Annotated in this window: 29 protein-coding genes and 1 pseudogene; 21 read left to right on the plus strand and 9 right to left on the minus strand. The window is 44.3% G+C overall.

The features are described from left to right. Nucleotides 1-37: 37 nt before the first annotated feature. The 3 genes and pseudogenes from IMQ33_RS18535 to IMQ33_RS18545 all read left to right on the plus strand — a co-directional run bounded on the left by IMQ33_RS18535 (nt 38) and on the right by IMQ33_RS18545 (nt 1689). The gene (locus tag IMQ33_RS18535) at nt 38-271 is read left to right on the plus strand and encodes a hypothetical protein (protein ID WP_196062096.1); all 234 of its coding nucleotides are present in this window, start codon (nt 38-40) and stop codon (nt 269-271) included. A 23-nt stretch (nt 272-294) separates the two neighbouring features. After that, nucleotides 295-666, plus strand: a pseudogene (locus tag IMQ33_RS26230) (transposase); the annotation flags it as partial. Nucleotides 667-852: 186 nt separating this feature from the next. Further along, nucleotides 853-1689: a DUF6216 family protein gene (locus IMQ33_RS18545; RefSeq protein WP_196062054.1), complete on the plus strand. Its 837-nt coding sequence runs from the start codon at nt 853-855 to the stop codon at nt 1687-1689. Between the two features lie 308 nt (nt 1690-1997). Here IMQ33_RS18545 and IMQ33_RS18550 read toward each other — a convergent pair whose 3' ends face one another. The 7 genes from IMQ33_RS18550 to IMQ33_RS18580 all read right to left on the minus strand — a co-directional run bounded on the left by IMQ33_RS18550 (nt 1998) and on the right by IMQ33_RS18580 (nt 4674). Then, a complete protein-coding gene (locus tag IMQ33_RS18550) occupies nt 1998-2438 on the minus strand; it encodes a hypothetical protein (RefSeq protein ID WP_196062053.1) in 441 nt (146 codons plus the stop codon). A 91-nt stretch (nt 2439-2529) separates the two neighbouring features. Further along, nucleotides 2530-2865, minus strand: coding sequence for a hypothetical protein (locus IMQ33_RS18555; protein WP_196062052.1), 336 nt, complete (start codon nt 2863-2865; stop codon nt 2530-2532). Between the two features lie 8 nt (nt 2866-2873). Next, a complete protein-coding gene (locus tag IMQ33_RS18560) occupies nt 2874-3221 on the minus strand; it encodes a hypothetical protein (protein WP_196062050.1) in 348 nt (115 codons plus the stop codon). Beyond that, entirely contained in the window at nt 3221-3412 is a 192-nt protein-coding gene (locus IMQ33_RS18565) for a DNA translocase FtsK (protein ID WP_196062049.1), read from the minus strand. The genes IMQ33_RS18560 and IMQ33_RS18565 overlap by 1 nt, the downstream gene beginning before the upstream one ends. Before the next feature lie 66 nt (nt 3413-3478). Beyond that, nucleotides 3479-3853, minus strand: a complete 375-nt coding sequence (locus tag IMQ33_RS18570; protein WP_196062048.1) for a hypothetical protein — start codon at nt 3851-3853, stop codon at nt 3479-3481. A 12-nt stretch (nt 3854-3865) separates the two neighbouring features. Beyond that, nucleotides 3866-4393, minus strand: coding sequence for a hypothetical protein (locus tag IMQ33_RS18575; RefSeq protein ID WP_196062047.1), 528 nt, complete (start codon nt 4391-4393; stop codon nt 3866-3868). Nucleotides 4394-4395: 2 nt separating this feature from the next. Next, nucleotides 4396-4674 carry a helix-turn-helix transcriptional regulator gene (locus tag IMQ33_RS18580; protein WP_098930109.1) on the minus strand — a complete coding sequence of 93 codons (279 nt, stop codon included), beginning with the start codon at nt 4672-4674 and terminating at the stop codon, nt 4396-4398. Nucleotides 4675-4795: 121 nt separating this feature from the next. On the opposite strand from IMQ33_RS18580, the gene IMQ33_RS18585 reads away from it, so the two are divergent. The 5 genes from IMQ33_RS18585 (at nt 4796) to IMQ33_RS18605 (ending at nt 7909) form a co-directional block, all read left to right on the plus strand. Further along, nucleotides 4796-5272, plus strand: a complete 477-nt coding sequence (locus IMQ33_RS18585; protein WP_230326725.1) for a hypothetical protein — start codon at nt 4796-4798, stop codon at nt 5270-5272. Between the two features lie 223 nt (nt 5273-5495). Beyond that, a complete protein-coding gene (locus IMQ33_RS18590) occupies nt 5496-5918 on the plus strand; it encodes a DUF2787 family protein (protein WP_196062046.1) in 423 nt (140 codons plus the stop codon). A 107-nt stretch (nt 5919-6025) separates the two neighbouring features. Beyond that, nucleotides 6026-6487: a hypothetical protein gene (locus tag IMQ33_RS18595; RefSeq protein WP_230326727.1), complete on the plus strand. Its 462-nt coding sequence runs from the start codon at nt 6026-6028 to the stop codon at nt 6485-6487. A 1-nt stretch (nt 6488) separates the two neighbouring features. Continuing rightward, entirely contained in the window at nt 6489-6941 is a 453-nt protein-coding gene (gene radC / locus IMQ33_RS18600) for a DNA repair protein RadC (RefSeq protein WP_196062043.1), read from the plus strand. Between the two features lie 44 nt (nt 6942-6985). Then, a complete protein-coding gene (locus IMQ33_RS18605; RefSeq protein WP_196062041.1) occupies nt 6986-7909 on the plus strand; it encodes a site-specific integrase in 924 nt (307 codons plus the stop codon). On the opposite strand, the gene IMQ33_RS18610 is transcribed toward IMQ33_RS18605, so the two are convergent. Continuing rightward, a complete protein-coding gene (locus tag IMQ33_RS18610; RefSeq protein ID WP_196062039.1) occupies nt 7878-8522 on the minus strand; it encodes a hypothetical protein in 645 nt (214 codons plus the stop codon). The two genes, IMQ33_RS18605 and IMQ33_RS18610, sit on opposite strands and share 32 nt — an antisense overlap. Before the next feature lie 223 nt (nt 8523-8745). Here IMQ33_RS18610 and IMQ33_RS18615 point away from each other — a divergent pair, with 223 nt between their 5' ends. The 3 genes from IMQ33_RS18615 (at nt 8746) to IMQ33_RS18625 (ending at nt 11638) form a co-directional block, all read left to right on the plus strand. After that, the gene (locus IMQ33_RS18615; RefSeq protein WP_196062038.1) at nt 8746-8937 is read left to right on the plus strand and encodes an AlpA family transcriptional regulator; all 192 of its coding nucleotides are present in this window, start codon (nt 8746-8748) and stop codon (nt 8935-8937) included. Between the two features lie 8 nt (nt 8938-8945). Further along, entirely contained in the window at nt 8946-9785 is an 840-nt protein-coding gene (locus IMQ33_RS18620; RefSeq protein ID WP_196062037.1) for a hypothetical protein, read from the plus strand. Nucleotides 9786-9958: 173 nt separating this feature from the next. Next, nucleotides 9959-11638, plus strand: coding sequence for a DUF927 domain-containing protein (locus tag IMQ33_RS18625; protein ID WP_370572193.1), 1680 nt, complete (start codon nt 9959-9961; stop codon nt 11636-11638). 80 nt (nt 11639-11718) lie between these two features. Here IMQ33_RS18625 and dapF read toward each other — a convergent pair whose 3' ends face one another. Continuing rightward, complete coding sequence (dapF, locus tag IMQ33_RS18630) at nt 11719-12582, minus strand: diaminopimelate epimerase (protein ID WP_196062035.1); 864 nt, start codon at nt 12580-12582, stop codon at nt 11719-11721. Between the two features lie 1159 nt (nt 12583-13741). On the opposite strand from dapF, the gene IMQ33_RS18635 reads away from it, so the two are divergent. The 10 genes from IMQ33_RS18635 (at nt 13742) to IMQ33_RS18680 (ending at nt 24207) form a co-directional block, all read left to right on the plus strand. Continuing rightward, the gene (locus tag IMQ33_RS18635) at nt 13742-15247 is read left to right on the plus strand and encodes a hypothetical protein (protein ID WP_196062034.1); all 1506 of its coding nucleotides are present in this window, start codon (nt 13742-13744) and stop codon (nt 15245-15247) included. Between the two features lie 184 nt (nt 15248-15431). Next, complete coding sequence (locus IMQ33_RS18640; RefSeq protein WP_196062033.1) at nt 15432-17516, plus strand: type VI secretion system tip protein VgrG; 2085 nt, start codon at nt 15432-15434, stop codon at nt 17514-17516. After that, nucleotides 17506-18090 carry a DUF4123 domain-containing protein gene (locus IMQ33_RS18645; RefSeq protein WP_196062032.1) on the plus strand — a complete coding sequence of 195 codons (585 nt, stop codon included), beginning with the start codon at nt 17506-17508 and terminating at the stop codon, nt 18088-18090. Before IMQ33_RS18640 ends, IMQ33_RS18645 begins: the two co-directional genes overlap by 11 nt. An 81-nt stretch (nt 18091-18171) precedes the next feature. Then, a complete protein-coding gene (locus IMQ33_RS18650) occupies nt 18172-19452 on the plus strand; it encodes a hypothetical protein (RefSeq protein ID WP_196062031.1) in 1281 nt (426 codons plus the stop codon). Nucleotides 19453-19487: 35 nt separating this feature from the next. Further along, nucleotides 19488-20372: a hypothetical protein gene (locus tag IMQ33_RS18655; protein ID WP_196062030.1), complete on the plus strand. Its 885-nt coding sequence runs from the start codon at nt 19488-19490 to the stop codon at nt 20370-20372. Nucleotides 20373-20389: 17 nt separating this feature from the next. Next, nucleotides 20390-21352 carry a hypothetical protein gene (locus IMQ33_RS18660; RefSeq protein WP_196062029.1) on the plus strand — a complete coding sequence of 321 codons (963 nt, stop codon included), beginning with the start codon at nt 20390-20392 and terminating at the stop codon, nt 21350-21352. Between the two features lie 44 nt (nt 21353-21396). Then, nucleotides 21397-22131, plus strand: coding sequence for a hypothetical protein (locus tag IMQ33_RS18665; RefSeq protein WP_196062028.1), 735 nt, complete (start codon nt 21397-21399; stop codon nt 22129-22131). A gap of 94 nt (nt 22132-22225) precedes the next feature. After that, the gene (locus IMQ33_RS18670) at nt 22226-22489 is read left to right on the plus strand and encodes a PAAR domain-containing protein (RefSeq protein ID WP_196062027.1); all 264 of its coding nucleotides are present in this window, start codon (nt 22226-22228) and stop codon (nt 22487-22489) included. Nucleotides 22490-22560: 71 nt separating this feature from the next. Beyond that, nucleotides 22561-23460: an IS1 family transposase gene (locus IMQ33_RS18675; protein ID WP_196062026.1), complete on the plus strand. Its 900-nt coding sequence runs from the start codon at nt 22561-22563 to the stop codon at nt 23458-23460. 288 nt (nt 23461-23748) lie between these two features. Next, a complete protein-coding gene (locus tag IMQ33_RS18680; protein ID WP_196062025.1) occupies nt 23749-24207 on the plus strand; it encodes a site-specific integrase in 459 nt (152 codons plus the stop codon). The last annotated feature ends 6 nt before the right edge of the window (nt 24208-24213 follow it).

The raw sequence follows: 24213 nt of genomic DNA on the forward strand, positions 1-24213 counted from the left end.
TGCTGACCTCATCGATACAATCTACCTGAGGTGAACGATGACAATACGGTATTCTCGCAGTGAACGGCAGCAACATCTTGACGCCTGGCAACAGAGTGGAATGTCTAAAAAACACTATTTTCGGCTGCATGACCTGAATATCGCTACCTTTTATTACTGGCTCAAACATCATCAAGATGACGCCACCGTTGCTGTTCCTGCTGCCTTTATTCCTGCACGGCGGGTTGCACCTGAGAATAACGACGTCGACATGGTGATTGTAGTGGCATAGTGAATTTGGCCACCTGAATAGAGGTGATATCATCACCTCAACCACTAAACAGGTGACAAAATGACTAACAAAACGAGGCGGACTTTCTCTGCTGAATTTAAACTTGAATGCGCTCAACTTATCCTTGACCAGGGCTACTCATTCCGCGCAGCTAGCCAAGCCATGAATGTCAGCACATCGGCACTCGAATCATGGGCAAGACAGCTCCGTAGGGACTTGCGTTAAGCCGGTACCGGGCAAGCAAGATAATGAAAGCGCTGGGTCTGAGTAGCTGCCAGCCGGGAAAACATGCCTACAGAAAATCGACTCAGGAGCACATAAGTCTGCCAAATAGACTGGAGCGTCAGTTCGCAGTAACGGAGCCTGACCAGGTCTGGTGCGGTGATATCATGTTTAACGCCTTAACGTTGAACATTTATCAATGAGGTTCCAAAAGAGATCGGGCCGAGATAACATCTGTATGGCATGTCGAAGGGTTAACTCTGTTGGTTGAGGAGAATGGGCGATCAACACTACCCAGTTTTGGAACCAAGAGGAGTTAGAATATTGCCACATCTCATATTATATAAGGATATAGCATTGTGAATACACAGTTCGATACGTTTATTTCCCCTTTATTATCAATTATAGATAACAAGTTCATTCTATTTCCATTCATCTTTATAATGATGATATCATCTCTTTATTACATTAAGCGTAAAGCGAAATCAGGTTTTTCCATAGTAAATAGATTTTGGGCCTTTTGGCTTGGCTATAAAAAAGAAAGCAAACATGACTTCATTAATGACATAATTGAAATAGAAAAATTTAATTACCACTACAATACTGATGCTGTATCGATAAAACAAAAGAAAAAGTTCGAGGATTGGATTAAAAAGTATGAGTTAAACTTCAGAATCATCGCAAAACTTAAACGAAATCTTATAATCGATACATTGAAGATAAAGAAAATCAACAAAGTAATACCAACACTAACTTTTTTATCTCTGTTCCTCCCCCTCTTTCTTTTCTTTGCAGCACTGGTTGTAGCTATTAAACCAGCAGGATTAATAAACATCAATAATACAGGTTGGTTTTGGTTTAATAAAAAAGAGGCAATAGAGTATAACGTTTTAGGTGGCAGGGAAAACTCTTGGGTTATAACACCACAAGAATGCGAGAAGAAAACTGACATAGTCATAAAACTACCGCCCCAAACTATAGATATAATTTGTGAATCTTTTAATAGCCAAAGGTCATTAGAATACATCGATACCTTAGTAGCAAAACAAAGATGGGCATTTGGCATATTTAGTGTGATATTTTTATTTTTCGTCACGTCTCTCTTTACTCAGACTATTTCTTTACTAATCACGTATGATGCAAGAAAGATGGTCTTTTTGAAAATAAAAAAGCACAGATCTGACAGATTAAAATAAAATGCCAAGAACAGGTGGTCATAAAAAGCCACCTGTATTTTATTTAAATACAATTAGTTAATCATTTGAACGCAGTTGCACTTTGCAAGAGATCTCGCTGGGTTTTGATGCTACGTTATCCAAGATAGGGGTAATGATTGCCCGGCATTCACCCGGTAAACTCGATTGGACGTAAAGGGTATTAGCTTTGGATGGCGTTTCTGGTGTCCTCTCTTCGGGCGTAAACAACCAGATAAGAACAGCAATGATAATCGTGATGATAGCTGTGATGATTATCTTTAATTTTATTGAGGGCATTACGTACCACCTTAATTAGTATTAGAAGCGTTACAAAGCACACCGGTATAAAATGCAGCACAAATCACATGATACAATACACGAGGTGGATTATCCCAGCACGGGATAAAATGTGCGTCTGGAATGTCTCTTGTCAAATGATAGTCTGGATGCACCAGAACAAAATTGATGGCTTTTAGTGTGCTGGCAATATCAATAAACTCTTCACTTTCTTTGCTGTCTATAATGATAACATTTAAATCTACGTAGCGATCAGGTAATTCATACTCTTCTGCGGAAGATATCTTTTTATATAAAACCTCATCTTCGAAACCGGGTAACTTACTTTCATCTATCATTTCCGGGTTACATGTAAATATATTCACTTCGAGATCGTGCTCAGGCATTTCGAGTAATGGAGGCACTAAAAAATATAAATAGCAAACATTGCCTTCTACATAATAGGTTTTCATGTGGCTGTTCTCATATAATTAGAAGGGGGGAGGTAAAATACAGGTGGGTATAAATGATCTGACGGCCATCCAATGGACAGCCGCCTATACGTTATAAACCGAATACGTTAATATAAAACTGACCGTTATTGTCATCGGTCTTTTGAATGCGGTAAGTGATGGGGATTGAGTTGGCTTTTTCAGCATTGGCGAACTTTAAATCGGCAGCGCACTGGTACACATCAAGCTTACTTTGGTGCTCTACGGTTCTGACATTCTCCACCGAGATTGTCACACCATCCAGTTTGTAATACGTCTTAGCCGCTTCCTTGGTGGCAATATCAACCACCAGATTTTTAGCCTCATCACTGTTGCACTTTGGTGTACCTGAATCGCAGCCAGACAGGCTAATCAAGGCAATGCATGAGAAGAGTAGTCTCAGTTTCATCAGAACGCTCACAGGAAGAATGATGCCACGCCTAATAGAGAAAACAGGCAATCAACACCGGTAACTAGTAGTGCCAACACTTTCCACAGTTTATTAGCTGTTGTTCTCATAATGCAAAAGAACATCAGACCACTCCAAACCAACATCGCAATGTCGATCCTGAGAATTGTCCCTGCTGATTCAGAAAAGTACTCCATCACTGACAATAACACGGCAGGAATAAACCACCATAGCCAGATTGTCTTTGTTAGTCCATAGTCGCCGCTGAGTAGCTTTTGTCTGACCGCATTAAGATCATTACGGCCTGCCTCTTCATTCTTTTTCTGATTTTCTTTTAGTTTATCGATAAAAGACATTATCTATCCTTAATTAATAAAACGTTATCCTGCCTGATTTTCTCAACCAGATTAGCCGCCCGGTTATACCCAATCTTGAAGTGATGTTGAACGGCTGTGATTTTATTTTCCAACTCACCACTGACGAGCATATTAAGTGCTTGGTCATAAAGTGGATCTAATAGTGAGTCTTTATTTAAGTCAGTTGGCATGACCCCTCATATAAAATGCTGGTTTGCATAAGTAATTAATTACACATTGCCATTTGAAAAATGAGTTTACTTATAGACGCCAGACAATGAGTTCCCGGCATTCATGCCACAATAGCTATTGCATTCCTCTGTAGCTTGGACATTAACGCGATTCTGGCCCCATGTCAGGGTAATCAAACATTGCTCTTTATCTCGCCATTGCAAGGTAGTATGCTCTGCTGTCTCAGCAATAGCAGTGGCGATCCCTTCCACTTCACAAACTTGCATATCCACATTGGTGTTAATCGAGAATTTTGCCTGTTGCCCATTACCCGGTACTGCCGACAGCCTGATTTCACCATCGGGTTTCTGGTAGATAAAGGTTTTACCTTCCATTTTGGCGGCTACCGCTATATTGCAAAACAAGCTGCCAGCCAAGACCGCTAATATCATGTTTTTCATCGTGCTTCCTTGTCAGTTGATACGGATGTTTTTAACGAATCTCCCCAGTGTCAGCGGCTTGCGTTTCTCCACATAAAAGTAAGCCACGTTGAAAGCTGATTTCTTATGGTTGCCTTTCCCCAGTGAGGGCCAATCACGGAAAGCTTCTATCTGAGCTTCTGTATAGGGTGTGGTTGAGAAGTCGAACAAGACCAGTAACGCCTTGCCGGGATATTTCATTAGCTTCTTCATTTCCGTGCTGTTGACGGTGGCTGATACGGTGGATTTCGCCGCCATGGGCTTGCGTACCGCAAACTCAACCGCCACATCATCAATCACAAAATCAATGTAGCCATTCCCTGTTATCGTCCCCGGTAGCTTCCCCTGCACCTCAGGTGATACCGCATCGGCAAAGTACCCTAATAGGTAGCAACGAACCAAGGGAAGTAGTTCTCTTTCGCTGCATTCATTCAGACGAAGTGTTTTGACAAACTCTTGCCGGTATAGCGAGTGGAAGAAGTATTCAAAGCTCTCAGTTACCGATGTGATTGTGGTCGCCATTGCTATCCCTTTTTGGCATGAATCGAGGGTGCCTTGTTGAGATAACGACTGGGCCACAACTGTTCAGGTGTCATGCCCAATACCCCGGCTATCAGGCGTTCCGCCTTGGGATAGTGTTGGCTGAATGCATTATTGAGTGTGCGGGGAGCCAATCCCTGCTCGCGTGATAACTGCGACAGGCTCACTCCCCGCTTATGCAAGGCCGCCACAATGTCAGCCCGATGCCAATCCTCCAGCCTTCCCTTAGGGGACTTTTTTTGCGATGCTACGTGGTTATTCACAATATTAACTCCTCTGTATCAGTACATGGACATTAAATGCGAATAAAAGATACTTATCAAGTTCCTTTTGTGAGTTATTTTGCCGATTCTTTTTAACGCATTGATATCTGGATTAAAGTTTATGGAAAATAATTTGCCGCAAGAAACCCACTTGGATGATGATCAATGGCTCTCAGCACCCGCATTTGTCGGGAAACCGGGTATGCCAGGCACCGCAAAAGGTTGCCGCTTGCGTCTGGAAAAACTGGCGGCTATGCACCCTGACATCAAGAGAAAGAGAACTGGACATAAGGGCTTTGAGTATCATATCCGTGCGGCGGGCATGTCGTTGCAAAGTGAACGTGTGGAGCAGCAGCAGAAAACGCAAATAGCCTCACCCTATGGCAGCGATGAGCAACTTAACCTCTGGGTGCAACTGTTCAAGACCATGAAGCCACAATCCCGTGACAGGCTGCTAAAGCAGGCATTGGAACAGGTAGCCGATGATTTGATGTTAACCACTAATATGGAGCCAGAAGTGATGATGTTGGCACGTCAGTTGATGACGCTTTCTGAGGAACAGCGCCAGCAACTTTTAACCTCTATTTCACACGCCTAATCTGGTCTGAATAGTTAATTTAGCCCCTTCCCAAGTCATTATTTAATTAATAGTTTCACATTGAAACTATTTGCCATGACACGTATTATTTGATAAAATGTCATTGTGGTAAAGTGATTATTTCCAGCCACGCAAACCAATAATATTTAATTAATCCTTAACGGGAGGTGTAACTGTATTTCTAATTCGACTCATCGACTATTTTAACTTAAGTGGAAACTTTATGAATATTATCCATCAGGAAGGCTATAGGCTTCCCGTTAATGAAAAGTTGATTGAACTATTATTTAAAGAAATGGACAAGGCTCCGCCAATAAAGCAAGAATTGAAAGCTGCGTCATTTATTTTTAGAGACCCCGACTACAGTGCCGAGTTTGGTGGCTATCATCCAGTGGAAATCCGGCTAATCAGAAAAGAAGAACGCTGGTTTTTTGATTACGTTACTGACTTTGGTTATATGGGCCGGGTTTACCCTGAACTGGAAAAGGAAATTGATTTTAGCTGGTCGCAACAATATGCATTCCATGCTGGGTTAGGCGACCTCGGGCATAAAGCTGGCTGCGAGCTATTTGAATTATGGCAATCCAACTTTATTCAGTATTACGACATGGACGTTTATACTGTCCAGTTCCTTTGGGAAATCTAAATTAATTGAATCCATTTGGGGTATCTATTGTGGTCAAGGATAGAGGGATCTGTGCATCCCAACAGGGTGACCTGGATTGTTTGTGTGGGGCGTACAGCTTGGTGAATATGATGGGCTACCTATTTGATGGCAGAGTGAAGAGAAAACCACTGATGCGCGCCCTGTTGCGGGAATACAGTTATGAATGGCCGTTAGAGGAATGGCTGACCCACGGCCTTGATGAAACCCGAATGGATTACTTGATTGACCGGGTATTGCGGCAAGGGTACTACCACAAGCACTTCCCCACCACAATCAGCCAGCCCTTCCGAGAACTTAAGCGATTAACCACCCAGCGCATCCTCACCGAGATAGCCGAATACCTCAACCACAGTGACTTTTCCCGCCTCATCCTGATTAGCGATCAACATCACTGGTCAGTCATCACCCGCATAGACAGTCAATACCTCTACTTCTTCGATAGCAGCGGCAAACGAAAATCATCACGAAAAAGTTGGTCACTCAAGCCCGGTAACAGCGCACGCCAACTTTTCCCTGACTGTATCTACTTTGTTGAACGGGAGTTCTGATATGACTAATCGCTGCAATGAAGATCTGATCCTACAGCAGGCACAAGCCATCATCGAGAACCGCTATATTCGTGGGCAACAACTGCTGTCGGTGATAGATGTGCGGGATTACCTCATGCTCAAACTGGCACCACTAGAGCATGAAGTATTCGGCTGTGTATTGCTGGATAACCAGCAACGCATTCTGGCTTACCAGGAGCTGTTCAGGGGCACTATCAACGGCGTTAACGTCTATCCCCGAGAAGTGGTGAAGCTATGTCTGCGACATAATGCAGCAGCGTTGATACTCGTCCACAACCATCCCAGCGGTGAGCCGGAACCCAGCCAGGCAGACTTGGCGATCACCAAAAGGCTTGTATCTGCGTTGGAACTGGTTGATGTGCGGGTGCTAGACCACTTCATTGTTGCCGGTACACAAACCGTCTCAATGGCAGAGCGTGGGCTGCTGCTGTAGGCAGTCCGGTTACTTGGTTTAATGTACGTTATCACGAGTTAGCTATGCTCAAGCTTAAACTGAACGTTAATCAGAGAAATACAGCGACCACCGTGTTTGATGCCTACATCAACAGCTTAGCGATATCAGGCCGTGGCGGTATCACCAGTTTGCTCAATCGTAGTGCTCGTATACTTAGCAAACGATCTTCCGCGCAGTCTTACCCTTGGGAACAACTAGACTATGGCAAGGTGGCTAAAATACGCGCTTGCCTGCTGGATGAAGGTTACTCCGTTGCAACGGTCAATATGGCGTTGGCAGCATTGCGATCACTGGCACAGACAGCATTCAACTTGCATCGATTGGATGCGGAAACCCTAGCACGTATCAAGGCTGTCAAACGCGTTAAAGGCGATCCGATACGGCAGGGAAGAGCGTTAAGTAGGCATGAGGTCCGGCTACTTCTGAAAGCGGCCAAAAGCCACGGTGAACCCGCTCGTAGATGTAGAGATACAGCTATCCTGCTGACTTTGTGCGGGGCTGGATTACGCGCTGGCGAACTGGTCAAACTTCAGGAGGGTGACTATGCGGATGGTCTATTGATTGTCCGACAAGGGAAGGGACGCAAGTACCGGGAAATTCATGTGGCTCCTGCTGTAGCCAAGGCACTGTCAGCATGGATAGCCGCCAAAGGTGAGGGGGACGCCCTATTCACTAAAGTGTATCGATCTGGACAGCCGGCAGTCAGTGCGTTAACCACAGCAGGATTGACGGCGATCCTGGAACAACTGAGAACCACCGCCAACGTGACTGAGTTTACACCCCATGACTTGCGTCGTACGTTCATTACTCAACTGCTGGAGCAGAGAGTTGATATCAATACTGTGCGTCAATTGGCTGGTCACAGCGAGATATCGACCACTGCCCGATACGATCACCGTGGCGATGGGGCCAAAATCATGGCTTCTCAGCGCTTAAAATGTTGGTGATTTTTTTTACTTTCCTTTTGTTAAACTTTTCTATTAAATCATTCACACTATGAATATCAAGCAGTGGTTCTATTTTCTGACGAGACCATTCGAATTCATTGCCAATTTTTCCTTGTCCGGATCTTGTTACACGGGGGGAAAACTGCTCTCTTTTCCACGACGTCATCTCTCTGGATATCTCGTCTAAAGAATGGCCGGTAGCTTCCTGAAAAGAAACCGCTTGATACAAGTCATATAATTGTTGTGCCTTGTTCGTTTTCGCAGGAGTGATGTCTGGCAACTCTCCTTTGCCCTTCTTTATGTGCATCTCTTTATAGCACTTGCTGATGCAGTAGCTAACCACTCTGCTCAGAGCTTCAAGATCTTTATGTTCTAGATCGATCTCTTCGCCAAGCAGGTCTTCGTAGATTTCACCCAGCTTATCCATGACATCCTTACCCAGTCGTAGCTTGGTGGCTGTAAATCCTGATTTTTTATAAACCTCCTCAGTTTTTCGTTTGTAACTAGCGTTCCTCCCCCGTGTATCAATGATCTTGGCAGTTGGCTTGAAACTAGTATTGGTTTTTTTTGTGACACTTTTGACCGTGATTCTATTTTTAACGGGATTTTTCATTGTCATACCCTGTGATATTTCCCTTGCTTAGAGTTATATACTTTAATTTTGTTTTTTTATCATGTGCTTCTCACATCTTTGTAAGTATATTCTATCTTGGTGATATTTCCACAATTAATTAATATTATGTGTGAGAAGCACACCTTGTTTTTAGCTGGTAGCCCAGATTGACCATTCGTAAAATATCGTTATTATCTCCTCATCAGCGAACAAGGGGGAAGAGATGAGAGAGAGCAAGTTACTAAAAATAAAGGAAGTTTTAAACCGTTGTGCCATCTCAAGGGCGACTTTGTACCGTCTTATCGAGGCAAAACGCTTCCCTTATCAAGTGTCATTGACAGGGAGTCGGGCGATTGCTTGGAGGGAAGAGGATGTACAACGCTGGATTGAGGAGCGGCCAACGGTTAGTAAATAAGGAACTGGATGAAAATACGTCGAATAATGCCATTGGCAAAATTGAATGATGAACTTGAAGAGTTCGCCAAGACAATCCCAAAATTCGAAACAGTAAAGGAGGTACACGCCGAGAGGCTTATAAGAGAGAAGGCATTACAGAAACGTAAAGACAAAATCTACCAAGTATTGTTTAAGAAACTATGGGAATGCGAACCACGTTATCCATGTGGCAGTGCCGCTTGTCCTGAATGTTTCAGACGTCATCGGCTTATAATGATCAGGGAGGTAATGAAATTATGTAAGAAGAGAAAAAGATGGAGGGGACTAACATTAATCTTTTATCAAGATGCAATCAGTGATGGTGAATTACTGGAATGGAGACCAGACGCTTTAAAAGCACGACTCCGGCGTTGGCTCAAAGAAAGTGGCTTTGAAGGAATGGTAATCGGTGGGTTCGAAATGGATTTCCATAAGGATATTCAGAAGTGGATGCCACACTTCCACTTGATTATTCCCAATGATAAAGAGGCCATCAAAAAGCTTCGCATTAAGTTGAAAAACAAAAAGAACATGAATATACGAGAGGGAGTGATCAACCGCCCGATGCTATCAAGTAAATTGAAGGAGCCTGAGTGTCAGATAAGTTATCGATTTAAAGCCATTTGGTGGCGTGTTGAATCTATCCAATATAATGATATCTATATACTAGATGGCAAAGAGAGGAAAAGAAAACGCTGGACTAGGAAATACAGATTATTAAGTAAGCAGCATACTGATTCTCTGATAATGTTGGATGCAATCGGAATGGCAGGGTTAACCTTTATGTATAAAGTAAGGAAGTATGGTGACCATTTGTTAATGAGCTAAACGCAATAACCCCGCATAGATAGTAATAACCGTTATGCAGACGCGTTAAACCTACTGTTGGATTGAAATAGATATAACACTATTCAGATTAATTGAGTAGATGAACTGTCACGCACTTAAACAATGAAAATGATTGGGTGAGTGCGTGAATAATCAATAAAGAGGAATAAACAGTGAAGAATAAACAAAACAAATTTAATAATGATGAAGTAAAAATCGATGTACAGTTAATAGCCAAGTCTCGAATGTTATCTCCTTCAGATACTGCGTTTCGCTTAGTTAAAATACGTAGCGTGAATAGCGGTAAAAGTATTTTGATTGTCATTCCAGCAGCATCTTTGGTAAGTGAGCATGAACTGAAAAAGCTATTGCTCAAAGCAGGATGTGATCCTAGCTTGTCGAAAAAGAAAATGGAACTTATTTTCCAAGAGGTTACCAAGAAAATAGATAAGTTTATCTTGTTGCGTTATAAACCCGGTTATTGCGGTGATGTTTACTTGCGTGTCAATGATAAAGTGATTGGTGAAATTAAGGGAGATAAGCCTGTACTGCACCCTGATGCGAAAAAGCAGTTACCGAACGAAACTAAGCAAGGTACGTTGAAAGAATGGAAAATTAATGTCGCTGTCTATGCATTAAATAGCACCCGTATCATGTTAGCTATTTGTAGCGCATTTTCAGGATTATTGCTCAAACTTCTGGATATGGCAGGAGGCGGCTTCCATCTCTGGGGTACAAGCAACATGGATAAAAGCTCTCCTACTTACATTCTAGCTTCCGTTGCAGGTGCACCAAACTTTATTGTTACGTCCTGGAACAATACTGACAAAAGTCTTGAAGAAATTGCTGTGGCTCACAATGACAGCACGTTGATCCTTGATGAAAGCAAACTGTTGGATAAAGATTTGATCACGACGGCTAAAATCATCACAAACCGTGTTCACATGTTGACAGAGGGTAAAGGCAAAGCACGTTCGCCACTTTACGCGAATAACGTAGCTGAATGGAGATTGGGTGTTTTCAGCACGGGTGAACTTAGCTTTGCTCAACATACTGAAATCGGTAAAATTGAGCGCTTAGAGGGTGAGAATGTGCGTATGATCGATGTTCCTGCTGATGCTGGTCGTAGTATGGGGATCTTCGAGTCATTACCAGAAGGTATGACTTCCAGCAATGAACTTGCACACATGGTTAAGGATGTCACTCATCGCTATTATGGGGCAGCTAAACCCGCGTTCCTGAAGCGTCTGGTTGCTGATATTCAGAATGATCATGATGAACTTGAAGCGTACTTAGAAAAAGGGATCGAATTCTTTCTGAATAAACATAAGGTAAACCGTAACTCTGGTATTGATATGCGTATCGCCAAACGCTTTGCTCTGGCCTACGTTAGCGGTTGTTTGGCTATCAAATATAAGATCTTGCCTTTTGATAAAAGTGATGTGATGCAGGGTATCTCAAAATGCTATCTTGATTCAATGAATATGCCATGCTCACCGGAGCCAGCTCTTTCAATGCTGTTACCACCTGATGTTATTAGCATTCTGAAATCAGGGGGACAATTGAATTTGATCAAAAATGGTGACTTAAGTAAAGACTTGATTAAAGGTGCATCAGCGGTTCTTTGTCAGGTGAAAGGGAAAACAGTACTTGCGGTTGATGCTAAATTGATTAATGACACCATGAGCCTTAAATCACGTAAGGTTGTACTCAAGGCTTTGACTCAGCGAGGTGTTTTGCTGTCTGATAGCCAAAAAGAATACAGTACAGTACAAATTCGTTATGGAGACGAAGTTATTGACCGTCGTTATTGCTTTGTCTATGACAAATTCATTGATTTATTGAATGACTAAATAAAATGCTGGCCGATGGAGTAGATTGTCTACTCCATCTTTTTGTTTGGCTTAATTAACATGAAACAGGAGGGGTATTTTCATTGTTGTCCTATGTCTGGTTGCATATCAAAAAAACAATCTTCATCAAGCATAGAGGTTGATATTTTCTGTACCGGGCCGCACATTTTAACCTGAAAATAGCCACTGAAACTGATAGCCAACCGCCCACCGGGCATATGTACGGTAACGTTATCATCAACCAGCCCGAGTTTACGCATTGCACTGGCAGCGGCACAACTGCTACTTCCCGATGCCAATGTATAACCAGCACCGCGTTCCCATATGCCAATGCGAATATTACTGCGATCCTGAACCTCTACAAACTGAACGTTCGTGCGTTTAGGAAAGATGGGCATTGTTTCAATTTTTCCGCCAATTTCCTGCACTAAAGCAAGATCCAATTCTTTCACCTGTATAACGCAATGCGGGTTGCCCATCGACACCAAGGATGCAGTCAGCTTATGCCCATCAATCAGTAGTGGTAATGCCAGCACTTCTTCTCCCTCTACCGAAGCAGGTAACGCAGCAGGGGTAAAATTGGCTTGCCCCATATCAACGATAACTTGATGCGCACCTTCTGTAACTTCACAACGCACCTGACCACCGAGAGTATTCACAAAGAAGGGGGAGTGCTTGACTCGACCTATGTCAAACAAGTAGCGGGCGTAGATCCGCAGACCGTTACCGCTCTTCTCAGCTTCGGAGCCATCGGGGTTGATTATACGTAACGTGGGAACATCAAGATCGTCGATATCGATAAGTAACCCGTCAGAGCCAAGTCCATAGTGACGGTCACAGATACGTTGTATTTGTTGATTGCTCAGACGATCCGCCACACTACGTCGGCATACTAGATAATCATTACCTAGCCCATGATAGCGGTGAAAAATAAGTTTGTTCATTGGTATCCCACAAAGTGATTCGCCCAGGATTCAAAAATACCACACTGCCAGCGCTGTGTTACAGATTCAACTCTCCGATGATTGCAGACTAAAACGGCTGCTGTTTTAACAAGTAAGGTTCATGGCCTGCAACAAGGTTTGTTAACGAGGTTTTAGCCAAGATCGAGGGAAGAAGCCAGTAAATGTAGCGCAGAGACATTAAGCTTATCAATTGGTAGTAGTAGGTAGATCAACACTACTCAGAGCTTGCTGCTTGGCTGTCCGTTGCATTTTGGGCATAGTCAAAAAGTGATTGAGTGATTGGCGTGTACCAGCAGAAGCGGTTCGCAGGACGCAGTTTCGTAGCTCTCCACTCAGAATCACTTTTTGTGATCTGCAAAAATACGGTGCTTAAAGCGCAACGTATCGTCATCAACTCGCCTATTAGACCGCTGGACAGCCTGTTGGTTGGGCAGCTAGATCTCACTCTCTTACATACCCACCCAGATTGATATCATCCGATAGAACCCAGCTATCTACAGTTTTTAGAAGCCAATATGAGTTCTTATTTTATTTAATCTGGCAAAAAATGGTGCTTCAACTCGGCGATTTGATGCATGTTCTCTGCTTGCAGACTGGTCAAATCACCCATCAGATGAGCAGTAAATCGGCATCTCGTACAATGGCTAGGGAAAACCGGAGATTCATTTCTTTTCGCTCACAAAGATCATAATTTCCCTGTAAATGCGTCAAATCGCGGTTTTAAGCGAAATAGCGATCTTAAAATTGGTAAACATCAGAAATAATGGGGTTCTATAAGCTTGGTAGGCTATCTAACTCTGAGAGTAGATATATCTACAAAGGGTTTTAAGGGGGGTATTATCTAGTCCCATTATAAGCTGGTTGTTATTTGTCTGATATTTGTATCTAGGTGGTATATAGATACGTGCACATACTCTATAGATGCATATAACAGTATGTATCATATATATGGCTTCCCCATACTATAGCCATTATCCAGCATTGGCGTTATATCAGCCTTAAGCTGTGTAGGAGGCTGAGCCTCCATTATCTATCATCATAACATTATCATTATCATATTTTTTTGCCTGCGTAATTACCAACTGTAAATAAGTGGCGTTAGCTCACCCGCTTTCCTTCAATCAGCAGGCGTTTATATATGAAAGCATATCTCACTAAGAATAATATCCTGGTAACTCTGTATACGCTAGAGGCATTTATTAAGGCTGTATTCAACATTCCTTTTTATGGGCCGAAACATTTACGGCGACCCTATTACGGTGATATTGCCCGATTCCTTGAACATCTTATTTGTTGTTCTACGGTCAGCCGGAATACCCGTAAAAAGGCTCGCTTCAAAGGTGACAAAGATTGGACTTATTCTGTACCCTTGCCAGCAGAGACTCTCGGTAAACGTGAGCTTCCGCGTGTGTTTAAGCAACCAAAAGATCTGCCGCATACTCGTGCTCTGGAGTTGATTGAGGAAGCCAGGTTAGTCAAGATCATTGACTATACACATTCTGGGCGTAAATGCAGGGAGTTCGCGGTATCTAAGCAGTTCCTGCACAGCTTATTCACCAAGGATCGCGCTGAGTATCTCAGCCGGACTGATCGCCTAAGTTACTTGACGAATATTTTCAATAAACGCAAAACCTACTCTTTTGATGAATTGATCGGACAAGCCATTAGCCGTGGCTGCCAGGCAGTGAAGCATCAATGGTCAAAGCGCGATATCCCGAACGAGCCATTCAGGAACCTCTTGAAAACCGTGTGGGGCAATGTAGAACCGCTGCATATCAATCTTGATGCACTCCGGCAGTACGTAGACGAGCACCATTCCAGCGTTAATATGATGTTTTATCGCAATTTCCTGTCTCATTTGGCAGAGGTGGGCGTAGAGCTGATTACACACACGCCTTTGGTTGTTGCATATAGGCAATCGTATAAAGCGGCCAAGATTGGCGGACGCTCGTTCGAGGTGGGTACTGGCTTCCAAAGCCTGCCATCCGGCATGAAGTGGACCTGTCTTGCGCGGGGTTACAACTACGACATTAAGGGGTGCCAGCTTGAGCTCCTCCGCCGTGAACTACAGTCGATTGGCGTTTCGGACCGCAACTTACAGCTTCTTGACACAGAGGTGATCTGCAAGGTTCTGAAGGTAGAAGAAGCTTTGGTTAAACAGTTCCGCTATGCCAGCGTGTTCAACGCTGGGTATGTTAGTCTCTCATTCAAAAGCGCGACTGTCCGCCTGCTGAGAAAGGCGTTCGGACCGTCCAAAGCCAAACGTATTCTGTTGCGCTGGCGTGAGCACTTAGAGCCACTCAAAGCTGATTTGGCAAGGTTACTCGATCACTACCAGGCAACAGCCCGGACGAACCGCTACGGGAAATGTGTCACTAACGCAGTGGGCCAGACCTTCAATTGTACTTATAAAGACCTTAAGGTTGGCAAGCGTTGGCGGAGTGACGCGATGCGCCGCAAGCTACTGGCTCATATGTTGCAAGGGCTGGAAAGTCGGGCCGTCTATCAGTTTGTACGCGAACATCCGGGGCTTGTTTGCGCGTTAGAGCATGATGGGTTTGTATCTTCCACAAAAATTTATCAGGGGGATTGGCAGCATCCATTCTTGAAGATTGTCTTGAAGAATAAAGCCATTCACCAGTAGAAGAGGTCCCTGCCTACCACGCTATCCTCTCGGTTATAACGAGATATAACCGAGACAGGTCTCACTGAATGCGTAGATACAGGTTGTTGCTGCTTTCTCCATGCATTAAAATGTCTTATATATCATAAGTATTTTATTTGTATCGTTCGGGATGTATTCACGCCATCAATAAGGAAATATGAACATGGATGCGAGTGGCCTGCGGTTTACTGTGAGTGTGGGGGACCTGCCGCCTAAAACCTTCGTGGTAGCGGGTTTTACGTTGCACGAGCAATTCTCAACACTCTTCACACTCGAACTTGATGTTGCCAGTGCCAGCCCCAGTGTGGAATTTCGTTCAATTCTGGACAAAACCGCTACGCTGACCATTTGGCGTGAAACGGAAGTGCAGCGTATCGTTAATGGTATTGTCACTTCCGTTGAGCAAGGCGATACCGGACTTCATCAAACCCGTTACCGGCTCAGTGTGCGCCCCGCGCTCTGGCGAGCAGGGTTAAGGCAAAATTCCCGCATTTTCCAGCAACAGGGTTTTCAAGAAATTCTGGAAACCTTGATGAAAGAAAATAACATCATTGACTATGCTCATGCTTTTCGTTACACGCACGCAGCCCGAGAGTTTTGTGTCCAATATAACGAAAACGACCTGGATTTCCTTCATCGAATGGCGGCAGAAGAAGGCATTTATTATTTCTTTGAGCATGAGAATGGCAAGCACACGCTGGTCTTTGCCGATGATAACATTATCGTGAATGATGGGCCGACGCTCCCCTACTACCCAGACCAGCCACAAACCTCACTCGATGAGCCTTGTATCACCACCTTCAAGCGCCGGGAAAGTGTGCGCCCTTCGGACGTGTTGCTGAAAGATTACACCTTCAAAAATCCCGAATGGGCAGCAGAGTATCGCGACTATGCTCGAGATGATGAACACCAGTCCACCCAGTATCTGCATTATGATTACCCTGGTCGCTATAAAAATACCGGTCCGAGCGGGGAAAAGTTTGCCCAGTGGCGCATTCAGGCATTGCGCAATGACGCCCATCAGGGCGAAGGGGCGAGTAATTGTCCTGCCCTGCAACCCGGTGTGCGCTTTACCCTGGAAAACCATCCGCTAGACACACTGAATACCCGTTGGCAAATCACCCAGGCCATCCATACCGGGCAACAACCTCAGGCTCTGGAGACTGTCTCGGGAGGGCAAGGTACAACCATAACCAGCCAGTTTGCATTTATTCCCAATGACCAGACGTGGCGTCCGCTTTCACTACCCAAACCACGCATTGATGGTGCACAGATTGCTATTGTCACGGGTCCATCCTCTGAAGAAATCTATTGCGATGAGCTTGGCCGGGTCAAGGTGCGTTTTCTTTGGGATCGTTCAGGCATAACAGATGATACCAGTTCCTGCTGGGTTCGTGTGTCTCAACCCTGGGCAGGCACAAAGTGGGGAATGTCAGCCATTCCGCGCATTGGTCATGAAGTTATCGTGGAGTTTCTGAACGGTGATCCCGATCAACCGGTGATTATCGGGCGTACTTATCATGTCAACAATCAGACCCCCGGTGACTTACCCGCAACAAAAACCCAAATGACGATACGGTCCAAAACCCATAAAGGTGAAGGGTTCAACGAACTGCGTTTTGAGGATGAGAAAGCGCGGGAAGAGATCTACATGCATGCGCAAAAAGATCACCGTACAGAAATTCTCAACGACCAGTTCCACTCTATCGGCCACAACCGTACCAAATCTGTCGGCGTTGACCAACAGGAAGAAATCGGCCAGGACAAACGCACTAACGTAGGGCGAGATCATTTTGAAACCATAGGTAATAACGCTGTTATCAGGGTAATGAAAGATCAGGAAATACAGGTAGAGAATAACCGTACTTTGGTCGTCAACAGCTCGAAAAAGAACGTTATCTACGCCGACTCCATTGAGCAGATTGGGGGTAACAGCCGGCTTGAAATTGAAGGCGTCTACGACGAGATAGTGAAAAGCAAAATCTTCTCTCGCTCTCCTACTTACGTTATGCATGCCGACCAAACTATCACATTGGCAGGCCCCGGAGGCAGTATCACTATTGATTCCAGTGGCATTACCCTCAAAGGGAAGCAAATTATCTTGGCTGCCCCCAATGTAGAAGTTAAATCTGGCGGTGCGGATCAGATAGAAGCACTTACCGCGATGGTGCAGGAAGGTGCGCCATTCTGCGAGATTTGTGCCAAAGCGAAGAAAGCGGCAGAAGAGGCAGCTAAAAATGGTCAGTAACAATCAACGATTGCGCCGCATAGCGTTGCCTGAAGATGCCAACGAAGCACAAGCGATAATCAAAGAAACACTGTTTGGAGCAGTGGCCCCCTTCTCTTCTCAGGGTAGGGAAGTGATCAGTGCATCTTCCTCGGCCCCATGTCATACCTACGCAGTGATTGATGCGTTGCAACGTTCAGATATTGCCGTCCTGCTGGAGGCTTATGAAACAGAATGGAGCTGCTTATGGAAGGGAGACAGCGCAGAACGTTTTGCCTTTCATGCCCCTTATCTGGTTCGCCTGGAACCAGAAAGTGACTTCACCCAATGGTTACTGGCTGAAGGATGGGGCAAAAACTGGGGGATTTTTCTGCGCAGCTACTTACCATTACCCGTAGTAAGTCACCACTTGAGAAAATTCAATCAGGTCTATGACGAGGTTCAGGCGCGTTGGCTTATGTTCCGCTACTACGCCCCCAATACGGTGAAAACCCTGCTGCCTTTTTTACCTGCCCAAACCTTTATTGAGTTTACTGATGGACTCACTCGGGTGATTGCGGAAGATCTTGATGGCAGGCAGATTGTGATTATCTGAGTCCAGTAGGGGACAAGGCACTTGATATGAATCGGGCAATATTACTGCCCGTCAGTACGCCACGCTAGGAGAGCATACGTTATGGGACTGGAACCAAAGCCAATTTGGCAAAAGACTGCGATTGACAATACCTATGTAAAAAAACCGTCCTTTCCAAGGCTGCAAAACTACCAGCAGCCAGCGGCTGTAACCACCGCAAGTTTCCCAGATGAGCCTGTCAGCCAACAGGTTCAGACAGCACCTTGTCAGGTACTGGATTTTATCATGCAAATTGATGATAAAAAGGAGGCGGAGCAGGCATTGAAAAACATAGCCAGCCCACTGGATATGGTCATGGAAGAGCTCCCCGACCCACAGGATCCCACTAAATTGGCGCAAGAAGAAGCCTTGCCCATGGGCGCATCCTACAGCTCACTGATGGCGCATATAAAGAATAACAGCCAAGCCTCGAAGCCAGAGGCAATACACATGGTTGCGCAAGAAATCAGTAATATGGATCTGTTGTTTGACAAAGTGCGCCAAAAAGTGGGTGAAAAAGAGTTTGCCACGTTTTTAGCCCTGTTCTCACTGGCTAGCCGCACGGAAGATAACAAAGGAAAATGGAATGTGACCCTGAATGGCAAACAAGTGCCTATGAAGAGCGCCCAGTTCAAGGTGACTTTCCATCAGCGACTTGACCATACTGTTTATGTTGTCGGTAGGTCACCTGTAGCGCCAGAGTACGGTGATAATGTGTTTCGGCGCGGATCAACATTTTGTAATGACAATTTTGAAATCGTTGTCGCACAAGAATTTACCGAAACGGTCATGAGCGGACTTTATGTCGGCAAGCCCTCACCCGTATCGAAGAAAACGCTTGATGAACTGGCCGACTTGCTGATCGATACAATCTATCAAACGGTGGATCTAAACAATACCGTTGATTGGTGGACAGACAAAACATTAACCGCGGTTGAAATCCTCATCACTGTTGCAGCTATTGTCAGTGGCGTCGGAGCGGTCGTTGCAGGGGGCGCAAAACTGATCCGCGCTGCCTATATAGGGATGATCATTCTGGAAAGCAGTAATGCCACCGATGCGGCTGTGCGTTTTTTAGGCGTTCGCGAAAAAGGTTACAACCCGCTGTTAGAAGCCGCCAAAATGCTTGATAAACAAACGGGCAATAACAGCCGTATGATTGAATACACGTTTCACGGTTTGAACATGATGATGACTTTCGGCAAACGTCCGTCGACGAAAATTTTGACAACGCTGGGTTCAGGTATCGCAGGGGGAGGCATGACTTATGTATTACAAAGCGGGACGTTGACGCAAAAACCAGTAGAGTCTTATGAAAAAGCAGCCTCTTTAGGCGGGCAATAGCCTGCTCTAAACTCGTTAATAAGGGATAACGAATTATGGCATCAACACCAAAAGTCATCATGGAAATAGTGAATAAAGAGAAGGCTGCTAACCATGCTGTTGCTGAACGATTAAGATTACAGCATCATCCTTCGATGCGAGCTATCACTAAATTTTTCACTGAGAATGTGCGTGGAGCAAAGATTGAATTTTTAGGCCCACTTCCCAATGGCTCAACGGTGATGCGTATCTTGGCCAACACTAAAGAGCTGACTCAAGAAGGAAAGCTGTTAAAAGCGCATGTAGAAATAAATCTGTCGGGTAAAGAACTGATGGAGTATGTGCAGAAAAAAGAGTTTTACCAAGGCCTTGCTGCACTTAAATTAAACCAGTACACGGGTTATATTGCAGAACAGCACATCATGAACTTTGCCCTTCAAGGTGTATTACATGATAAAATGTTCTTTAAGGTCGGAGGTCGAGCTACTGCGCAATCATTTAAAAGCTTTAGTGGTAAAACGATACTGAAAGATAAAGTTTGGGCAATACAAAATAAAAGTGGACACGGTGTGGATTTTCTTTGTGAAGTCATCCCAACACCTCCGCCCCCACGGTGGATCACCTTGGATGCCAAAGCAACATTAAGAGGAGGGTTTACTGATCATGGTACACCAAAGGGACCATCGTTGAGTGATGAACAGAAAGATCCTTTCACAAACTTATTAAAACATTTAAAGGATGCAACTTCTGACTTCCGCGGCCTTAATCGCTATAATCTCACACCAGAACAATTTAAGGAGTTTAGAAAAATCATAAAAGAAATAGGCAATAATCCATTGGAACTAAAAGGATATGTTGCAAATGTCGGTTTGATAGAAGGTTTTAATCTCGCAGCAAATAAAAAATATAGTACAATGATTGTTTGTAATGAGATAAAATAAGAGTGAGGGGAATAACAATGCCTAATTTAAATGAAATTGAAAAATATGTAATCATCGGACAGGTTGTAAAGAGTGAAAAAAAAGATGAATACATCAATAATATTGAAAGTGATATCGTTGATGACATTCAAGATAGTTTGGACTCAGGAAAGGAGAAGATTTTATCATTCACTGCAACTTCATTAGATTTAGGTAAAAGTCTTTATGGTACGGTTTACCTTAGTGATGTATTTACACCCCCAAATAGCACATCAAATGAATTCTTATGCAAATATTACATGACATCAATTTCCGGTATTTGCTGTGACTATTATAACAATAAAAATGAACGATTCAATAATGGCTTGGCCTATCAAGGTGAAATGCTGTTGATGTCATTTGCTTGTAATAGATTTAATTTAATCGAACATTGCTATCCGAAAATCAAGGAAAGTCTGTTAAATGGTAAAATGAGTAAATCATTGGCGTGGGGAGGGGATGGTGAAGGAAATGTTGTTCCGCCAACGCCTCAAAGATTAGGTGTTCTTGCTATTGAAATGATGGCTAGCGAGCATAAACAAACCATTGACTGGCATTCAGTTAATATTCCAACAGATCCTTTCTATGTGCGTTTCTGTCAAGAAGCGCTTTATGAAAAAGATGAGAATATTGTTAAAGAATGGTTGATGGAGCTTTGTGATAACCATCTAAAATGGTCGTCATTATTTTTGGATAACAATAAAAGCAGCATTACCGGCCATGAGATTGAACAGCCAGTGTTATTACTTTGGCCTTTCGAATATCAGGCAGTAAAAAACTTCCGGGCACGTCATGGGTTAACCACACCAGAAATTGATCACCCGTTGTTGAAAACCCCGATGGCTATTGATCATCGCCCCGATTTCAGCCAGTGGCATAAACCGGAGTGGTTCCAGCCTGTTATGGATAAATTAAAAGAAGCTAATCCAGCGTTGGCTTTCTTGCCTGATTTATTTAAGTAATTGACTTAACGGTCCTTACAACAGCTACCGGGGGGTAACGAAAAATGAAAATAACGTCTGCTATGCATGACACTATTTATGACAATCGAACGCGGGATTTCGTTACCAATGGGGTAGAAAATCTCTCGGCTAACTTCTCGGCCTTGATAGCCATGCATAACATCACCGAGGAGGCTCTGGCACAGGCAGTCACACAGAGTTATCAGTGGACTGAGGACAATGGCCGCCCAAGCCAATTGTTGGCAATGCGGGTATGCTCAGCCAGGCTCTGTTTTGGTTCTTTCTTCATGCAAGATAGTCGTTTTCACACTTTAAAACAGATTGTCCTTCAAGAGTTGAATGCTCTCTACTTAGCCGATGATGATCCGATCCATAGCTATCTGATTGAGTATCAACAAGATTGGACTCGGGATTGGTTTGAGGAACAAATGTCACTGATCCTCAGCATTGTGGTACCCCAACATCAGCCAGATACCAACCAACCTCAGTGGCACGAGCCTTCTCTGGCAATCAATAAACTTTTTGTCGCAGAAGGGAGAAGCTATATGCCCGTTGATTTCGAAGAATTCTCTGCGATGTATCAGGCTTTGCACAAGATCAGTACTCAAGCCCTGCCAGTAAACGGCGATGCTCATGCCCACCTACTGCTAACCATTGCCCAATATTATGATGGGGCTTATTGTTTCAATGATCCTCTACGCCCACGTTGGCACAACTGCTTGGCGGCAAAAGAGATCTCCTTGAGGGTTTATCATCTCCAACAATCTTTCATGCAATGATCAAATCAAATAGCGTGATGGGAAAGTACTTACCTTTGTTGGAAACCCGGTTCATACCTATCCGTAGAAAAATCACTCAGAGAACAGGATTATCATGTCTAAACCATTGATTGTACTTGGCGATAAAACTGATCATGGCGGAGTTGTTACTACTGCCTGTTCAGGCTTTAAAAATCAGGGGGCCATGGTCGCCTGTGAAGGAGATACCGTCGTGTGCCCGCAACATGGCTCAACAGTCATTGTCGGTCATGCTCAAGGATTTAGCGTTAGTGGGAAAAATGTCGCTCGTGAAGGAGACCAAACCAGTTGTGGAGCACGTTTGATAGCTAGTCGGCATAGTACAACTCATTCGGGATAACGGGGGTATTACGCTCCCGTAGCTATCCCCTCGGTAGGCCATAGCTGTAAAGAATAAACGAGATTTGTAACGTGATTCATGAAACCGAGATCAACTATTACCTTTATCTACCAGAGTCTCTACATCAAGAGGCCGATCGCCTGATCCACTATCTGAAGCATTTCCCGTTTGAAACGCCGGAGTGCTGCCCCAAGTGCGGCCACAAGTCGTTTCGGGTAGACAACCGGGCGAGCAAACGAGACAAAACCATCAAAAACTATCGGTGTAAAAGCTGTGATGGAGGATTTAATCGCTTGTATGGAACGCCACTAGCAAGATGTCGGCAGGAGTTTATTCCTTTGTGGCCCCATATTGCTGCTTATCGCCTTTCAGGGATGACCACCGCCAAGATGAGTGAACGCCTGAATATTTCGATAGCTGGTGTTTACCATCGTGATAATGTCATCGCCGAGATAATGCGTGTGGACTATCCCGCGTTGTATGCGTGGTGGTTCCCACGTCAGCAGCGGGAATTTGTTGAACCACCCGACAAGGTGAATGAGCAGTGTGAACAGTTCAAAGCCTGGCTAAATGAACTTGAGTTCAGCCAAACGGCTGATTGTTCGGAGTGTGGGCAATCTTGCTACCGTATCCATGCCCGCCCGCAGTTCTATTGCACAGGCTGTCAGCAAGGCTTCAACCTGCTAGCCAATACACCGCTGAGAAAGCACTATCATATGCGACTCTGGTCATCTTATGTCGATTGCCTGGTACGGGGAGATACCATTTCGGATATTCAACGCCAACTAGGGGTACAAATGTTGTTACTCAATCGTTGGCGAGATAGCTTTGCGTTGACGATGAAGCAGCAAGGGTACGAAGAATTGGTGGCTTGGATAGCATGGCAGCGTAGCCGTCGCCATGTTCAAGTCAACAAGCAAACGATGAATAATTTCTATACCAGGAAACGATCTGAAGATACTCAGAATTGAAAAATCATACCTTCAAGGTATCGAGGTAGTCAGCCCATTTTTGCAGCCAGGTCTTACACTCATCCTCGTAGCGGTGGAGGTCATAGGTGCCTTCGATACCTTTGCGAGTATGGCCTAAAACAGCCTCTGCGACTTCACTGGGGCATTTAAGACGAGCCAAGCCTGTACGAACTGTTCGGTGTAGGTCGCGTGGCGTCCAGTGGGGGATATCAAGCATTTTTCCTTTTTTACGCAACTTGCTAGCAAAAAGGGTCAGCGAAGACTGCTGAACGGGTTTATGGCTTATTCGTGAAGGAAATACGAATTGCTCTTTCTCCGTGTAGAGTAGAACAACTGTTCAACGTAAACCGTTTTGATGTGGCGCGTGGGGCAAAATGGGAAGGGGAAATGACAGATATGGGGATTTACCCTATCCGTGCTTTTTTCCGCCGTATTTCCAAAGAGTGCCGTTTTGTTGTCAGTCCCCAACGCTTCCGATATACGATGGCTACCAACATGATGAAGTCCCCAGATCGCAATATCCAGGCTGTGAAGCGCCTATTGGAGCATTCCAGTTTGTGGTCTACATTTGAATACGAAATCAGTAAAAAATTGAACGCGAAAAATCCCGCCTGCGCTAACAGACGGGACTATCGAGAGCCTTTTTACTACAACTGGGTAATGGTATCACTGGGTGAAACCTTTCAACTACACCTTCGGTTATTGCGTGTTTGGACTCATTTCGTACCTGTCAGGTTTTCTTCCTGAAAGATC

It is taken from the genome of Serratia sp. Res13-Sevr-LER1-36-b (genome assembly GCF_015673035.1).
Taxonomy (GTDB): Bacteria; Pseudomonadota; Gammaproteobacteria; order Enterobacterales; family Enterobacteriaceae; genus Chania; species Chania fonticola_C.

Excerpts from the sequence above, each read along its gene's own strand:
- IMQ33_RS18590 (WP_196062046.1), top strand. The coding sequence starts at position 5,496 with ATGAATATTATCCATCAGGAAGGCTATAGGCTTCCCGTTAATGAAAAG.
- IMQ33_RS18635 (WP_196062034.1), top strand. The coding sequence starts at position 13,742 with ATGAAAGCATATCTCACTAAGAATAATATCCTGGTAACTCTGTATACG.
- IMQ33_RS18670 (WP_196062027.1), top strand. The coding sequence starts at position 22,226 with ATGTCTAAACCATTGATTGTACTTGGCGATAAAACTGATCATGGCGGA.
- IMQ33_RS18620 (WP_196062037.1), top strand. The coding sequence starts at position 8,946 with ATGAAAATACGTCGAATAATGCCATTGGCAAAATTGAATGATGAACTT.
- IMQ33_RS18640 (WP_196062033.1), top strand. The coding sequence starts at position 15,432 with ATGGATGCGAGTGGCCTGCGGTTTACTGTGAGTGTGGGGGACCTGCCG.
- IMQ33_RS18555 (WP_196062052.1), bottom strand. The coding sequence starts at position 2,865 with ATGAAACTGAGACTACTCTTCTCATGCATTGCCTTGATTAGCCTGTCT.
- IMQ33_RS18585 (WP_230326725.1), top strand. The coding sequence starts at position 4,796 with ATGGAAAATAATTTGCCGCAAGAAACCCACTTGGATGATGATCAATGG.
- dapF (WP_196062035.1), bottom strand. The coding sequence starts at position 12,582 with ATGAACAAACTTATTTTTCACCGCTATCATGGGCTAGGTAATGATTAT.
- IMQ33_RS18565 (WP_196062049.1), bottom strand. The coding sequence starts at position 3,412 with ATGCCAACTGACTTAAATAAAGACTCACTATTAGATCCACTTTATGAC.
- IMQ33_RS18570 (WP_196062048.1), bottom strand. The coding sequence starts at position 3,853 with ATGAAAAACATGATATTAGCGGTCTTGGCTGGCAGCTTGTTTTGCAAT.
- IMQ33_RS18560 (WP_196062050.1), bottom strand. The coding sequence starts at position 3,221 with ATGTCTTTTATCGATAAACTAAAAGAAAATCAGAAAAAGAATGAAGAG.
- IMQ33_RS18660 (WP_196062029.1), top strand. The coding sequence starts at position 20,390 with ATGCCTAATTTAAATGAAATTGAAAAATATGTAATCATCGGACAGGTT.
- IMQ33_RS18595 (WP_230326727.1), top strand. The coding sequence starts at position 6,026 with ATGATGGGCTACCTATTTGATGGCAGAGTGAAGAGAAAACCACTGATG.
- IMQ33_RS18615 (WP_196062038.1), top strand. The coding sequence starts at position 8,746 with ATGAGAGAGAGCAAGTTACTAAAAATAAAGGAAGTTTTAAACCGTTGT.
- IMQ33_RS18610 (WP_196062039.1), bottom strand. The coding sequence starts at position 8,522 with ATGAAAAATCCCGTTAAAAATAGAATCACGGTCAAAAGTGTCACAAAA.
- IMQ33_RS18535 (WP_196062096.1), top strand. The coding sequence starts at position 38 with ATGACAATACGGTATTCTCGCAGTGAACGGCAGCAACATCTTGACGCC.
- IMQ33_RS18655 (WP_196062030.1), top strand. The coding sequence starts at position 19,488 with ATGGCATCAACACCAAAAGTCATCATGGAAATAGTGAATAAAGAGAAG.
- IMQ33_RS18645 (WP_196062032.1), top strand. The coding sequence starts at position 17,506 with ATGGTCAGTAACAATCAACGATTGCGCCGCATAGCGTTGCCTGAAGAT.
- IMQ33_RS18550 (WP_196062053.1), bottom strand. The coding sequence starts at position 2,438 with ATGAAAACCTATTATGTAGAAGGCAATGTTTGCTATTTATATTTTTTA.
- IMQ33_RS18665 (WP_196062028.1), top strand. The coding sequence starts at position 21,397 with ATGAAAATAACGTCTGCTATGCATGACACTATTTATGACAATCGAACG.
- IMQ33_RS18605 (WP_196062041.1), top strand. The coding sequence starts at position 6,986 with ATGCTCAAGCTTAAACTGAACGTTAATCAGAGAAATACAGCGACCACC.
- radC (WP_196062043.1), top strand. The coding sequence starts at position 6,489 with ATGACTAATCGCTGCAATGAAGATCTGATCCTACAGCAGGCACAAGCC.
- IMQ33_RS18575 (WP_196062047.1), bottom strand. The coding sequence starts at position 4,393 with ATGGCGACCACAATCACATCGGTAACTGAGAGCTTTGAATACTTCTTC.
- IMQ33_RS18650 (WP_196062031.1), top strand. The coding sequence starts at position 18,172 with ATGGGACTGGAACCAAAGCCAATTTGGCAAAAGACTGCGATTGACAAT.